This window comes from Microcoleus sp. Z1_A1 (assembly GCF_036700305.1).
In the GTDB taxonomy this organism is placed as follows: Bacteria; Cyanobacteriota; Cyanobacteriia; order Cyanobacteriales; family Microcoleaceae; genus Microcoleus.
The window spans coordinates 1-14,886 of the sequence record NZ_JAUBOR010000004.1 but is presented as its reverse complement, the minus strand read 5'-3'; the positions used below and the strand labels follow the sequence as shown (position 1 = coordinate 14,886).

General features: G+C 44.7%; 13 protein-coding genes and 1 pseudogene. 8 read left to right on the top strand and 6 right to left on the bottom strand.

The window, feature by feature from the left end:
• Window positions 1-89 precede the first annotated feature (89 nt).
• Window positions 90-2,549, top strand: a complete 2,460-nt coding sequence (locus QT973_RS03605; RefSeq protein ID WP_333055614.1) for a CBS domain-containing protein — start codon at window positions 90-92, stop codon at window positions 2,547-2,549.
• Window positions 2,550-2,922: 373 nt separating this feature from the next.
• Here the strand turns inward: QT973_RS03605 and QT973_RS03600 are convergent, their stop codons facing one another.
• From QT973_RS03600 to QT973_RS03580, 5 genes are all read right to left on the bottom strand, one after another.
• Window positions 2,923-5,280: a polysaccharide biosynthesis tyrosine autokinase gene (locus QT973_RS03600; RefSeq protein ID WP_333055615.1), complete on the bottom strand. Its 2,358-nt coding sequence runs from the start codon at window positions 5,278-5,280 to the stop codon at window positions 2,923-2,925.
• Window positions 5,281-5,608: 328 nt separating this feature from the next.
• A complete protein-coding gene (locus tag QT973_RS03595) occupies window positions 5,609-5,782 on the bottom strand; it encodes a hypothetical protein (RefSeq protein ID WP_333055616.1) in 174 nt (57 codons plus the stop codon).
• 536 nt (window positions 5,783-6,318) lie between these two features.
• Window positions 6,319-7,749 (bottom strand): MFS transporter, encoded by a 1,431-nt coding sequence (locus tag QT973_RS03590; protein ID WP_333244087.1) that lies wholly within the window; start codon window positions 7,747-7,749, stop codon window positions 6,319-6,321.
• Window positions 7,750-8,142: 393 nt separating this feature from the next.
• Window positions 8,143-8,694, bottom strand: coding sequence for a hypothetical protein (locus tag QT973_RS03585; RefSeq protein WP_333055618.1), 552 nt, complete (start codon window positions 8,692-8,694; stop codon window positions 8,143-8,145).
• A 210-nt stretch (window positions 8,695-8,904) separates the two neighbouring features.
• A complete protein-coding gene (locus tag QT973_RS03580) occupies window positions 8,905-9,582 on the bottom strand; it encodes an ATP-dependent Zn protease (protein WP_333055619.1) in 678 nt (225 codons plus the stop codon).
• A gap of 57 nt (window positions 9,583-9,639) precedes the next feature.
• Between QT973_RS03580 and QT973_RS03575 the strand changes: the two genes are divergently transcribed.
• The 4 genes from QT973_RS03575 to rpsN all read left to right on the top strand — a co-directional run bounded on the left by QT973_RS03575 (window position 9,640) and on the right by rpsN (window position 12,902).
• Window positions 9,640-9,801, top strand: a complete 162-nt coding sequence (locus QT973_RS03575; RefSeq protein ID WP_333096380.1) for a hypothetical protein — start codon at window positions 9,640-9,642, stop codon at window positions 9,799-9,801.
• A 35-nt stretch (window positions 9,802-9,836) separates the two neighbouring features.
• Window positions 9,837-10,931 carry an RIP metalloprotease RseP gene (gene rseP, locus QT973_RS03570; RefSeq protein WP_333210715.1) on the top strand — a complete coding sequence of 365 codons (1,095 nt, stop codon included), beginning with the start codon at window positions 9,837-9,839 and terminating at the stop codon, window positions 10,929-10,931.
• A 272-nt stretch (window positions 10,932-11,203) separates the two neighbouring features.
• On the top strand, window positions 11,204-11,866 hold the full coding sequence (gene nth, locus QT973_RS03565; RefSeq protein ID WP_333272438.1) for an endonuclease III: 663 nt from the start codon (window positions 11,204-11,206) through the stop codon (window positions 11,864-11,866).
• A gap of 733 nt (window positions 11,867-12,599) precedes the next feature.
• Entirely contained in the window at window positions 12,600-12,902 is a 303-nt protein-coding gene (gene rpsN, locus QT973_RS03560) for a 30S ribosomal protein S14 (protein WP_006633844.1), read from the top strand.
• 199 nt (window positions 12,903-13,101) lie between these two features.
• Here the strand turns inward: rpsN and QT973_RS03555 are convergent, their stop codons facing one another.
• A complete protein-coding gene (locus QT973_RS03555; protein WP_190740107.1) occupies window positions 13,102-13,431 on the bottom strand; it encodes a hypothetical protein in 330 nt (109 codons plus the stop codon).
• 46 nt (window positions 13,432-13,477) lie between these two features.
• Between QT973_RS03555 and aat the strand changes: the two genes are divergently transcribed.
• The 3 genes and pseudogenes from aat to QT973_RS03540 form a co-directional block, all read left to right on the top strand.
• Window positions 13,478-14,074, top strand: a complete 597-nt coding sequence (aat, locus tag QT973_RS03550; RefSeq protein WP_445242611.1) for a leucyl/phenylalanyl-tRNA--protein transferase — start codon at window positions 13,478-13,480, stop codon at window positions 14,072-14,074.
• Between the two features lie 97 nt (window positions 14,075-14,171).
• Window positions 14,172-14,510 (top strand): annotated as a pseudogene (locus tag QT973_RS03545) (Uma2 family endonuclease); the annotation flags it as partial.
• Between the two features lie 151 nt (window positions 14,511-14,661).
• The coding region (locus QT973_RS03540) for a transposase family protein (protein ID WP_333390639.1) at window positions 14,662-14,886 on the top strand (225 nt) is incomplete at its 3' end.

Genomic DNA, 14,886 nt, shown 5'->3' with positions numbered 1-14,886 from the left:
AGTATTGCCCGGTTTTTTGTGAACTGTTTCTGCCGTTCCCCAAGGCTTTGCCCGATCGTTAGCCGCCCTCTGACAACCTGCCATCCACTATGCCGTTCTACCACCCGCCCTTTTACTCCTCAGCCTTAGAACAAGCGATCGATCGCTACCCCCTCACTGCCGGGCCAGAAACTTCCTTAGCAGTGGCGATCGCGCTGATGAGTCAGTTGCAAAACAGTTGTCCCCTAGTCAAAACACCTGTACCCTCAGACCGGGGGGCGATGACCGAAACAGCCGCGCCGGAAAAGGTGCGGGCCCGCTGCGTGTTCGTCGTCCAGAACCAGCAGACTATTACCACAGGCAACTTATCCGACAACCCCAGCCGCGGACTGTTAATCGGCATATTAACTCCCGCCGACCTAGTGAGGCTGATAGCTTCTGGCACAATAGACAGCCAGCACAAAGTAGCCCTGCACAAAATACCAATTTCCGAAGTGATGTCCCCGGTGTCGGTCTCCCTCACAGAATCCGACGACCAAGACGTGTTTACCGCCTTATCCTTATTTCGCCAGCACAAGATTCGCTATTTGCCGATCGTCAATCAATTTCGCCACTTGGTAGGAGTGCTGACACGGGAAAGAATTCGCCAAGTATTGCAGCCTTCAAACATTCTTAAATTGCGGCGGGTAGCAGAATTAATGACTACGCCAATTACAGCGCCTCACACTGCCTCGCTGCTGAGCATAACCGAACTGATGTCAGAGCATCAAGTCAGTTGCGTAGTGATTACAAAAAACAAAGAATTAACAATGGAGAAACCCAAAGATGACTATACCTCCATTTTTCACTATTCCTTTCACCAACCCCTGGGAATTATTACCGAATATGACATTGTGCAGGCACAGTTTCTTGAACTAAATTTCAAGCAAACCCCAGGTCAAAAAATCATGAGAACTCCCCTGCAATTTCTTCAACCCTCCGATTCCCTATGGACGGCGCACAAAGAAATGCAGCAGCAACAAGTGCAGCGGTTAGTCGTGTGCGGGGGGCGCGGAGAACTGTTGGGCATTATTACTCAGACCAGCTTGCTCAGAGTCCTCGACCCCACCGAAATGTATCGAGTTGTCAAACAGTTGCAGCAGTCGGTTTATCAATTGCAAGCAGAAAAAGTGGAACTGTTGCAAAGCCGCAACGCCAAACTGGAACAGCAGGTGCGGGAACGGACGGCAAAACTCCACGAACAATTGCAGCGCGATCGGCTGTTAACTCACATTTCCTTGCGGATTCACCAATCCTTAAACCTCGAAGAAATTCTCAACGCCAGCGTCGATGAAGTCCGCCAAGTTTTGCAAGCTGACCGAGTAGCCATCCTGCATTTAGAGTCGAGCAATTACGGCATTGTAGTGGCAGAATCAGTTGCCGAAAATGGGCCTTCAATCTTAGGAGAAATCCTGCCCGATAATATTTGGCAAGAATCTGCTTCGGTGATAGAACAGGAAATTTATGCCGTCCCCGACATCGACCAAGCCCGTTTGAGTGCCGAAAAATATGCCTGGTTCCACCAAGCGCAAATCAAAGCTTATTTGATTGTACCAATTTTGCAAGACGGCAATTTGTGGGGGATGATGTGTGTTCATCAGTGTTCCCAATCCCGTCAGTGGCAGCCTTCGGAAGTGGATTTGCTGCTGCAACTGGCAACTCAAATCGCGATCGCCATTCAGCAAGCCCAACTCTATCAGCAAGTCCAAAATCTCAACACCGACCTCGAACGCCAAGTCCAAGAACGCACCGCAGAATTGCAGCAAAAAGTTCACGAACTCCAGCATTTAAATGTCCTTAAAGATGAATTTCTCAGCACAGTTTCTCACGAACTGCGGACGCCTTTAGCTAATATAAAAATGGCTATTCATATGTTGAGAATTTCTCCCACGCTAGATCGACGCCAGATTTATCTAGAAATTTTAGAAACAGAATGTACTAGAGAAACAGACTTGATTAATGCTTTGCTAGATTTGCAGCGGCTCGAAGCTGCAACTTGTCCGATCGACCTCGAACCAGTAAACTTAGAACTCTGGCTGCCTACTATTATCGACCCGTTTTACACCCGGGCCCACGACCGCCACCAGGATTTGCGAGTAGAGTGCGATCGTCACCTCCCCACGATCAGTTCCAACCGCGCTAGTTTGGGACGAATTTTAGCCGAACTCCTCAACAATGCCTGCAAATATACTGCCAATGGCGGCGAAATTTTTCTGAAAGTTGAGTGCAAAAACGGAGAGGGGGAACAAGGAGAACAAAGGACAAATTCGCGACAAGCAAGTGCTGTGGCTTCAGAAATCCAATTTACACTCAGCAATCAATCGTCCATCTCAATAGAGGAATTGCCTCGAATCTTTGAGAAATTTTATCGAGTTCCCAACGCAGATCCTTGGAAACAAGGAGGTACAGGTTTGGGTTTAGCTTTGGTTCAAAAACTTGTGGAACAGTTGCAGGGAAAAATTGAGGTTGAAAGCAGCAATGGCTGGACTAATTTTATCGTTACATTTCCTACCAACCCCGATGGAAATTAGTCCGCACTCAGTCAATTTGAGATTTGAGATTTGAGATTTGAGATTTGAGACTTCGGCCTAAGAGGTTGGGCGAGCGCGAGCTTCAAGTCGCGCTCAGTCCAAGGATTTTTGATTTTCGATTTACTCCACAGACAAATCTGGGAGATTGAACAAGAATCTAAAATTTTGGGAGTTCCATGACCGCGAATTTCTTCATGTGGTATCCGCCACGTGATTTATCCGTGGAATCAATCCCAAATCGAAAATCAAAAATCCTCAAGAAAGAGCATTTATCTCGCCCAAGTCAATTCTAAAATCTAAAATCTAAAATCTAAAATCGATTGACTCATGTCGAGGGCGGGCATCTTTTTTTGGGGGTCTTCTTTGTTGGGTTTCACTCTTTTTTTGGAGCTAGTTTGCGGATACGAGACGGTGCTGGTGTCAAATTCAAATATTCACTTTTATCTTCAACAACTGATGCTCTCGATGCTGGATACTTCTTGCGTTTAGGGGCATGATTCGCAACTGTGCCCAAGCATGGTATGCCAAAATTTTCTAATTGACTGAAAACTTTTTTGACTACAGAAAAGGGAACCTGGCGAATTGCTACAACCATCAGTATGCCATCGGTGCGCGCCGCTAAAAAATTCGTATCTTTACTGTCAGCCAGCGGCGGCGTATCGTAGATAACTAAGTCAAATTTTGCCTGAAGTTCTTCCATTAAATACTGCATCTGAGATGATGCCAGCCGTCTGGCAGTACCAGGATTCGGGATACCAGCAGTTAATACAAAAAGATTATCTGCTAGATGCGATCGTTGGATAATTTCATTGGGTTCGTTTTTATGGTCTAGCAAGTTGCTCAATCCCTTGACATTAGGCACTTCCAACAGCAAGTGCAGGCTGGGGGAATGCAAATTCGCGTCTACTAACAGCACTCGCTGACCCGCCAGCGCTGCCACGTGAGCTAAGTTTAAAGCAACGGTAGATTTGCCTTCGCCAACTGTAGCCGAACCAATTGCCACAGAGCTAATCGTTCGATTTGAAGAAAGAAAGCGGATATTAGTATAAAGAGAGTCAAAAGCTTCTATAAATTCCGCAGCAATTTTCTTATTACCCTCTTTTCCTTCAATATAAGCATAGGCATTAGCAATAGAAGGCGGCAATTTTCTAGCATTTTTGTCCAGAGGAATTGCTCCCAATAAAGGCACATCAACCGCATCTTTCACGTCATCAGCACAGTAGAAAATATTGCGAATTTTTTCAATGAGGATAGCAGTTCCCAGACCCAAAACTAGCGCTCCAACAACTGCCATCACTAATTTGTTTTTAGCTTTCGATGGAACTGGCATCAGGTTGCCCTTCTCATCTAGCGGTATCCGTGGTTCAGAAATTATTTCCCAAGGTACTTGGCTTTGAGCTGCTTGGACGCGCAGAGTTTCCCGCTGGCTTAGAAGTTGATCGCGGGTGCGGGCGGCTACTTCTAATTGCTGTTGCAGTTCGTTGTAGCGGCGGGCTATGGTGGGAAATTCTGTTGCTTGCCTGTTTAAATTGTTTTTAGTTTGGCTGATGGCCTGACGGCGAGCTTCTAAGACCTCAACTTGGTTAGCAGTATCAACCAATTGTTTAATCAAGCCTATGCGAATAGAATTTTGAAAATTCTGAACTTTAGAATTGGCTTGGGTACCGACTAAATTTTGCCCCAAAATTCTATCAGTTTGCTGGTTGAGCAAAGCTACTAAATTTGCCCGCTTGCGCTCTAAAGCTTCCACTATAGGGTTAGCAGATTTAAACCGAGCTGTTTCTACAGCAATCTGACCTTCTACTTCCTTAACCTTGGTCAGCAACTCTTTATATTGAGGTTCTTCGCTTAAAGCAGAAGCAGCAATAGCTTCATTTGGTGTAAAATCTAATTGTTTTTGCAAGTTAGCGTACAGCGTTTTCTGTTCTTGCAGTAGCCTTTGAGTTTCTAACTCTAAAGTTTCTACGGCACGAACTTGCTGGATTAATTGCGCGCCTTGTTCTTGAGGATTGGTAATCTGTTGCTCCTGCTGTATCACCTGTAACTCCGATTTCAGGTCGTTTACGCGCTTATTGAGTCCCGGAAGCTGGTCTTCAATAAATTTAACACCTTCACCAATCCGAGTCTTGCGTTCATCAAGACTGTACTTTAAATATTTCTTTTTAGTTTCTTGTAAAACGAACTCAACAAATTCAGGCTCATTCCCCATGAAGCGAACTTCCAAAATTTTAGTCATCGTCATCTGATCTTCTCCGAGCCGCAAAACGACTAATTCTTTTTGAAGCATTTTCTCAGTGAATTTTGGATATCGTTTTTGGACTTGTTTAACAATAGCTGACAGCATCTGAGGACTCTGGAGAATTTGAAGTTGAGTTGCGTAGTCCAAACTAAAAAAATCTCTACTAGGTACTCCTCCCCCCTCGCTGCGATTGGCTAGGGCAGAGGGGTCAGCAATTCTTGCCTCCGTTGTCACGGGTTCCACTAGCATCCGAAAATCGCCTTGATATGTTTTCTTGGCTCCCTTGATCTGATAAACAACTCCGCCGACTACTAGACCTATAATCCCAATAATGATTAGGGCTTTTCGCTGAACAGTCCTCAACAACGGCTTTACATTCAATCCTTTCTGAGGCTGCGCGCTTAAATCTTCTCCCTCGTCAACGGAAAATTGCTGCACCTGTCGGCTCTGGTTGCTAATGGGTACGATATGAGCGTCCTGTTCTCTTTCCATGTTGACCTCTTTGATATTTTGTGGGTAAAATCAGCTTTCTTCTGCGAGCCTTCAGGTTGATACTTTGAGCATTGGCTTAAGGATATCACACGAAATTATTGGTTGGTCGATCCCACTTCCTTCTAATAGTTCTCACTACTTTCACATAGTATACAAAAATCACTAAATCCTTATGCTAGGCCGGCGGTAAAAGTTCTTTTACAACTGCTGGAGAGTTAGATCGGACTGCATTTGGCTCGGCTGCGTTGTGCTTGTATTTAGGGTTTCCGGGCGACGAAGCCAACTTTTTCAGGTGTTGCTCAGCTTCGCGACAGCGGGTTCCATAACTTTACCAAACTTTTACAATTGACCGTAACACCTCAGCCGCCGCTTGCGCTGGTATTGGTTTGTCCTCTATGCCATTTTTCGGTTCGGAGTCAACGACAAAAGCACTTGTTAACTTACGCGCTAACTGATCGGCTAAAAAGTGTTGCATTTCCCCTGTAGATATAATTAGCCACATTCGGCAGATTTTTGGGAACGGCAACTAATCGAATCAATTTCCGAAAAAAATCTGTTTCTTCTTTTAATTATAAACTTTTTGAGGAGTTAGATGAATGATTAAGTGTATATACTTATTTTACCGTGGCGATCATATCGCAAACTCATTTCGATAGTGCGCGAGCGACATAAAATTTAATAATTTGTGTTCTCAAGCTCGATCGACATTTAGAACAACTCAAGCATTCGGGGTTTTTCTACTGGGGCGGATGGCGCGGCGCGATTTATGTATTTTCGTAAAAAAAACTAGGTTTCTGCGTTCCGGGGCTATTACTAAAACTATCGCTTTTATTCGCCCTCCGAGCAAGCTATAGCAATCCTTTCAGGAAACGCGCAACGTTTTTTTTAAATTAACCGATGCCATAAGAAGATGACACATTGTTCAAGAAAAAAATAGTTTGCATAGGATGGGAGGATTGCTATTAATATCGCCCGGATTAGCTATCGGTAGTTGTTATTTTTCGATTTTACGAATTACCAACTATTGGTTATTAGCGCTTACTGATTTTCTGCTTTTCTTTCTCGCAGCTTCAACAATATTTCTGCATGAACTTCGCGGGTTATGGGATAAAAGTATGTGAGAATCATCCCAGCAATTAAAGCAATTGTGGGGAGCGGCCCGATCGCAACTCGAATCGCAAACAGTGCCGACTCCGGCTGTACGGGTGCAGGCTGTCCCGGAACTGTAGATAGAAATCCAGCTCCTTCTAATGCTTGACCTACCAACCACAAACCCCCTGCCAATCCGATTTTTTGCAGCAGTACCATAAACGAATAGAAAACCCCTTCGCGTCTTTCTCCTGTTTGCAGTTCGTCTAGTTCGATCACATCCGGTATCATCGACCAAGGTATTAGATAAGCCGTGGAAACTCCGACACCTGCCATGACTGCTAATAAGTACATCTGCAATACTTGTCCTGGTTGGAGAAAAAATAGTCCAGCTTGAGCAATAATCCACAGACTCATGCCCATAAAATATACGGCTTTTTTGCCGTATCTCTCGCTGACTTTACTCCAAACAAATAGCATGATTAATGCAGTGCCTTGAACTGCGATCGCCACCAAGCTAAAAACGTACTGTGGCTGTTGCATCCAGTTAACAACAAAGTAGGGAATAATAGTAGCCGTCAACTGCACTCCCAGCCAAGAAAAAAGATAAATTCCAATGACGTACAAAAAAGGGCGATTGCTAAATGCAATCTGCAACTGTTCTTTCAGTGGCAAGGATGTAGAATTATCGAGTTCGGCGTTTTCTAATAGTTGGGCTGCGACGTGCTTGCGAGTTCCCAAAACGCACCAGTACAAAGGCAAGACAGAGATAACTGCACAGATTGCACCTAATACTAAATATTGTTGATTCGGGTCTTTTTCAAATACACGAAAGATAATTAGAGCTAAGATTAATGAAAAGATGCTGCCGCCAATGGAGAAAGCAAACCGAAAACTATTAAGGCTAGTGCGTTCGTTGTAGTCTTGAGTAAGTTCTGGAGTCAGGGCAGTGTAGGGAAGATTGACAGCCGTGTAGGCGGTGTTGAACAAAATACTGATTGCAACATAGTACCAAAATAACACTGTGTGATCCGTGCTAGGTACTATCCACTGCAATAAGAAGAATATGCCGAAGGGAATGCCACCATATATTATCCAAGGATATCGGCGGCCCCAAGGGTGAGAAGTGCGATCGCTCAAAACCCCCACAATCGGGTCATTTATAGCATCCCAAATCTTGCCAACTACCAAAATATTACTGGCTAAACCGGCAGGTAAACCAGCAACATTGGTAAAGAAAACTAGGAGGTAAAATGCCAAAACATTAGCGGTAATTGCCGGGCCGAGGTCGCCGGCACCGTAAGCTAATTTTGTTGAGAGGCTGAGTTTTTGTGTTTTGGGGTTGTCGGCTGCAGGTCGAAGCCCGGAAGTGTTGCTCATAAACTTTGATGTCGAGATTTTTTGGCAGTCACAGTCTTTCCAGTAGGAGTATAACTCGCGCTACGCCCTAATACTAAGTTTTTTGTAGCGATCGGGATTATTCTGAATAATTGGTAATTCATAATTGGTAATTGATAGATTTGTTGGGGCGGGTTCACCAACAATAATCGCCCCAAAACAAACAATCTCAAAAACCCGCCCCCACCCAACTTTCCCAGCTAAATGTACGTTCAGATTTACGGTGGGGTGGGGGCGGGTTTATATGAATTGTCGGTCATTGTTATGTATGGTTTGTGAACCCGCCCCTACAACGTTGTGGTAATTAGTATAGTCCCGGACTACTTTAAATCCCAAATCCCCAATCTAAAATCTAAAATCTAAAATCTAAAATTGCTATGTCAGCAATCTCGATTTAGCTGTAATTGCTCCCACACACCACAAAATGGCATTGACAATTTCCGATCGCTGAATATCTTCTGTGTCTAAAAAACTTGCAAACTCTTCCTCAATATTCAAATGGTCGGCAAAATCATAAAGTATGCGCTTGTATTCAGTTGGCATCGGTATTAAAGTAGCTTTCACTAAATCGAAAAGCGCGTTCAAACAGTTGAGGATAGTAGCTGACTCGTCAAAATCTTCGGCATCGAGCAGGTATAGCGTTTCTGCAATGTCGCAAATAGCGTCTATTTGTGTGGGTGGCTTTCCCAGTTTGCTGACATCGATATTGCACAATTGGAGAGCGTTAATCGCTAGTTCTGGACGGGTAAAAAATACAAGTTGACCGCCGGCTACTAAGGGCGGCTCTTGTTCTCCATAGACAATTAGAGTATATAGATTTGGTATTTCGGTGCCAGGGTCGATCCGCAAACCAAACAGCCACAACAATTTTTCTGTATTTGGGTTTGCTGTTTGCAGTGTTGTTGGGAAAATATTTGGTTCTGACATTAATTTTTAATCCCTATAATACGCTCTTAAACTCGGTTTCTACGCAAATTTTTTGTGTTTTAGGACTTACGCCATCATTCCAGGTATGGGGGCAACCACGGGGGTTTGCCCCTAGAAAACACTATATATTGAGGCGGTGCGTAAGTCCTGTCTTTGTGAGAAATCTAGATATAAACCGGGTTTATAAGGCAAAACTGCGTAATTTTTTTGCTATAAATTTTGCTGGATGATGTCGCAGCATTCGGCAACACTTGCTCTTTTTTCCATGGCTGATACTAGGGCTTCGTAAGCTGATTGGTGGCTTTCGATCAGGTTTTTTGCTCGCAGCAAACCCCAGTTTTGTTTGAGTTGAATTTCGGAAATTGGACGGCGCAGTTGTGTTAAAATTGCACTGATTTTGGTGCGGTCTTCTGCTCCTCCTTCTGCACGGCCGTAAACAAATTTTTCTGCGACTATTCCGGCCATCCACACGGTGCAGTATTGGTCTAAAAGTTGGGCGGAAAGAGTGCCACTTTGGAGTTGAGATGCTAATTGTTGGTCTTCAAATCGGACGCCGCCTTGGGCTGTTTGGCCTTGTTTAAATGCTTCCCAAGCATTGAGGGCGTAGCTGGTTACGGGAATTCCCAATAGGTGGGCGACTAGGAAGTGTCCGGCTTCGTGGTGAAGGATACGATCGCGCTTTTGTTTGGAAGTTCCTCCCAGCAAATCTAATAAAATTGTACCGCCTTGACCTTGCCACTGGAAACTGTCGAGGGTGGCTAGCCCCAACAGGCAAAAAGTGGCGATCGCAGGTACGGCTTCTGGCAAGTTGAATAGGGGGCCCAACAATATGGAAACGGTGATGGCAAAGATAGAAATAGCGATAATATTCAAAGAAGTGTCTTTCATAATGGCGAATGGCTAACAGGGAATTGGTAATGGGTAATTTGTAATAGGGAATGGGTAATGGGAATGGGTTTTAGAGGTAAACTCAGGTACGATCGCGCGATCGGTTTGGCAGCGTCGGGTCGATCGCAGCAGCCGGGACTTCCGACAAAAACACCACCTTCCAGTTTGACTGAAAATTGTCCCTCCGAAGCCACCGATATTAAAAAGATATTAAAATAAATCAAAGTCCAGTAAAAGTGTTAGTGGAATCCTTCATGTCAGTTTTGGCAGCGATCGCAGTTTTAGGTATCTTGATTGTCGTTCACGAACTCGGCCACTTCTTGGCGGCGAGACTTCAACACATCCACGTCAACCGCTTCTCCATCGGTTTCGGGCCAATCCTCTGGAAGTACCAAGGCCCGGAAACTGAATACGCCCTCCGCGCGTTTCCCCTGGGAGGTTTCGTGGGTTTCCCGGACGACGATCCCGACAGTACAATTCCCCCAAATGACCCGAATTTGCTCAAAAATCGCCCCGTGCTCGATCGGGCGATCGTCATTAGCGCAGGGGTAGTTGCCAACTTAATTTTTGCTTATTTCCTGCTGGTGGTGCAATTGAGCACTGTCGGCGCTGCAGAAATCAACTACCTACCGGGAGTTAAAGTCCCGGAAGTCGCTGCGGAAGTCAGTTCGGCCGCCAAACAAGCGGGAATTCGATCGGGCGACGTTGTTCTGTCTGTTGACGGCAAGGAATTGGGCGCTTCCGGCGAAGCAGTCAAATTATTGGTCGCAGCAATCCAAGATCATCCCAACCAACCCCTAGCGTTGGAAATTCAGCGCCAAGAACAAAAATTTCTGGTGACAGTAACTCCTGAAGAGTCGCCCGACGGCAAAGGTCGCATTGGCGTGCAACTAACTTCTAACGGCACTGTGGTGCGGCAGAGGGCCGGATTTGTAGAGGCGTTTAGCAAGGCCGCCAAAGAATTTGAGCGGATTGTGGTGCTGACGGTTCAAGGCTTCGGGCAGTTACTTAGCAATTTCAGCCAGACTGCCGACAAGTTGTCCGGGCCTGTGGCGATTGTGGCGATTGGTGCAGGGATTGCCAAATCGGATGCTGCGAGTTTGTTTCAGTATGCGGTGTTAATTAGCGTCAATTTGGCTGTGATTAATATCTTGCCTTTACCTGCTTTGGACGGCGGTCAGCTAGCTTTTCTTTTAATCGAAGGACTGCGGGGCAAGCCTCTGCCGAACCGCATTCAGGAAAATGTCATGCAGACAGGTTTGGTGTTGTTGCTGGGTTTGGGAGTTTTCTTGATTATTCGCGATACTGCTAATTTGGCTGGGTTTGATTTGCGAAATTTCATGCAATAGTAAATGAAGGAAGAAGGAAGAAGGAAGTTCGGCAACGGATTCTGTAACGGATGTAACGGATGTAACGGATTTCAGGAAGAAGGAAGAAGGAAGATTTATGTCTAGTTTTTCGTTTTCCTATTTTCCTATTTTTCCCTCTCTTTTTTTCCTACGCAAGCGAGGCAGAGCCTCTGGTTATGGGTTCCCCGGTCGTGCCTGGGAACCATTTAAAAACAAATAACAAATGACTAATGACTACTGATTACTGACTAATGACTAATGACTACTGACTAATGACTAAAAAGTTAAGTTTAAAACAACGATCGCTAGAAATTTTGATTCGCCTCAAACGCCTCTATCCAGAAGCTCCTTGTACTCTCAACTACGAAACTCCCGTGCAGTTGCTGGTGGCGACGATTCTCTCGGCTCAGTGTACGGACGAGCGAGTAAATTTGGTAACGCCGGCTTTGTTTGAGCGTTTTCCCGATGCGGTGGCTTTGGCAAATGCTGATATAGAAGAATTGGAAAATCTCGTGCGATCGACTGGTTTCTACCGCAATAAGTCTAAAAACATTAAAGGTGCTTGTCAGGCGATCGTCAATAAATTTAACAATCAAGTGCCGCAGCGGATGGAACTGCTGCTAGAATTGCCCGGAGTTGCCCGCAAAACGGCTAATGTCGTTCTCGCCCACGCTTTTGGTATTAATATGGGCGTGACGGTAGACACTCACGTCAAACGTTTGACTCAGCGGTTGGGATTGACCGAACATACCGATCCTATAAGGATCGAGCGGGATTTGATGATATTGTTGCCGCAGCCGGATTGGGAAAATTGGTCGATTCGGTTGGTTTATCACGGCAGGGCAGTTTGTAATGCGAGAAATCCGGCTTGCAATATTTGCGAACTGGCAGATTTGTGTCCTTCTGCTAATAGTTTGGTCTTGCACCAAGGTTAAGTACAGGCAAGATGCCTGTACCACAAAAAAAATGAGTTATTGCAGATTTTTACCCTTCTGCTAATAATTAGGTGTTGCACAAATGCTAAGTACAGGCAAGATGCCTGTACCACAAAAGTGTTAATTTATTGTGGAACAGGCATCTTGCCTGTTGCTAAAAGTGTTAATTTATTGTGGAACAGGCATCTTGCCTGTTGCTAAAAGTGTTAATTTATTGTGGAATAGGCATCTTGCCTGTTGCTAAAAGTGTTAATTTATTGTGAAACAGGCATCTTGCCTGTTGCTAAAAGTGTTAATTTATTGTGGAACAGGCATCTTGCCTGTTGCTAAAAGTGTTAAGTTATTGTGGAACAGGCATCTTGCCTGTTGCTAAAAGTGTTAAGTTATTGTGGAACAGGCATCTTGCCTGTTGCTAAAAGTGTTAATTTATTGTGAAACAGGCATCTTGCCTGTTGCTAAAAGTGTAGAGTTATTGTGGAACAGGCATCTTGCCTGTTGCTAAAAATGTAGAGTTATTGTGGAACAGGCATCTTGCCTGTTGCTAAAAGTGTAGAGTTATTGTGGAACAGGCATCTTGCCTGTTGCTAAAAATGTAGAGTTATTGTGGAACAGGCATCTTGCCTGTTGCTAAAAATCTTGTTGACAAAAGAAATAATTCAAATAAAAGCGATCCGAAATCACCAAAATATAGTAAAATAGTAGATTGTGATTAATCTAAGGATATCAACAGATTATGGCTAAGAAGAGCATGGTCGAGCGCGAGAAAAAGCGCCAGAGACTCGTAGACAAGTACGCCGACAAGCGGGAAGACCTGAAAGACCAGTTTGACCAAGCTAACAATCAGATGGACAAAATGGCGATTCACCGCCAACTACAACAGCTACCCCGCAGCAGTTCGCGGACTCGCTTGCGGAACCGCTGCTGGGCAACTGGACGGCCCAGAGGTTACTATCGTGACTTCGGACTGTCTCGCAACATGATGCGAGAAATGGCTCACGAAGGTCTTTTGCCCGGTGTTGTGAAGTCTAGCTGGTAGCAGGAAGAAAGAAGGCACGACACGGATGATGACACGGATATACGGATGATGTTTTTCTGAAATTGTCGTGTTTCTGGAGATTTATTCTAAAGAAAAAGGAAGAAGGAAGAAGGAAAAAAACTTATAAATAATCGGCAAGATTATGTTTGGGGTTGATTCTTGTTTCAGACTTATGAGTTAAATTTTCCTCCTTCTTGCTTCACTGGCCACAGCATTTATCGATGCCGAGACTTTCGAGTAACAAGTCGCTGACGGCGTTGGCGATCGCAAATTCGCCGTAGAAGCTTTTAGAAAAATCATAGGCCTGCATTTCGGTGACGATCGCAATTACGAGGCTGCCCACGTCATTTTCGCCTTCCATGCGCTGGCGGACATAGATTTGGGCAGCTCTTTTAGCTATTTGCTGGTTGGCTGCTTCTGGGATAAACTCGGAGTCTAGCCATGCCAGCAGCGTTTGTTGGAGCCATTGGCCTTCTTGTTCGGGGTTTTTGGCGGGCGGTAAGGTAATAGGTTCAATGGTTTCAGACATAATTATTCCTAATTGCTAATGTTGACTTTGAAAAGTTAACTGAGAAATGACAACTGATAAATATATGCAATATGATATACCGACAATTATACAAGGATACGCGCAAGGCTATTTCTTGATGGCAAATGACGGCGAGGAGAGTTTGGGGTGGTATTCCAGCCGACAGCGGGCGCTGATTCCCCTGGATGAAAGATTTACCTATCCGAAATCCCTGCGTCGCCAAATCAATCAAAATCGATTTTCGGTGGCTGTGAACCGCGATTTTGGGGCGGTGGTTGAGGGTTGTGCCGATCGCGAAACGACTTGGATTTCTAAGGAGCTCAAGAAGATTTACTGGGGTTTGTATGAGGCCGGTTGGGCTTACAGCTTCGAGACTTGGTGCGGGGACGAATTGGCGGGCGGTATTCTCGGATTGTCGATCGGCGGTGCGTTTATTGGGGAGTCGATGTTTTACCGAATTCCCGAAGGTTCTAAGGTGGCGATGGTGAAGTTGGTGGAGAGATTGCGCGATCGATCTTATCTACTTTTCGACGCTCAAATGAACAACCCGCACTTGGAAAGATTCGGAGCTTATACTGTTAAGGAAAAACTGTACAACACTCTTTTGCAAGCAGCTTTGAAGCGCCGCTGCACGCTATTTTGAATATGTCATGCGGGAAAATGCAGTGCCGTTTCCGACCCCAGTAGCTGCTTCAAACAATAGTATAATTCAGCTCAGATACTTCTCGGAGACAACCACAATGCAAGTCACAACCGCAGAAATCATTTATCCTTCCAGCGACGGTCAGCCGATGGCAGATAGCACAATTCAATACAAATTAATTGTCACAATCAAAGAAGGTTGCGAATCGCTGTTTAAGAATGACCCAAACGTTTTTGTAGCAGCCGATTTACTCTGGTATCCGGTTGAGGGCAGACCCGATATTTCTCAAGCACCTGATACGATGGTGGTATTTGGCAGACCAAAGGGCGATCGGCCTTCTTACATACAATATCGAGAGGACAATATTGCTCCTCAAGTCGTCTTTGAGATTCGCTCCCATAACGACCGCCAAACCAAAATGAATAAGAAACTTTCATTAGACCTCTTGCAAAATAATTTTATGATATAATGAAAAGTTTTGCTGAAAGTTGATTGAATCCCAACTCTTAACTTATTTTCACTCTTGTCTTGTTATCAACAAAATAAAATGCTATAAAGTGCTGTTGTAGTTACAAAACGAGTAAATCATGAAAAATCAATTTTATCTAAACTTAAAACCCGATCAATTTCAACGTAGATTTGGTATCAAGATTGAAACCTTGAAAGCAATGGTTAGCGCATTGGAAAATTTCAAGTCAGAAAATCAGAAAGACAAAAGAGGGCGTCGCACTATCCTAACTCTCGAAGAACAGGTCTTAGTCACCTTGGAATATTGGAGAGAGTATCGAACATATTTTCATATTGGGACAACT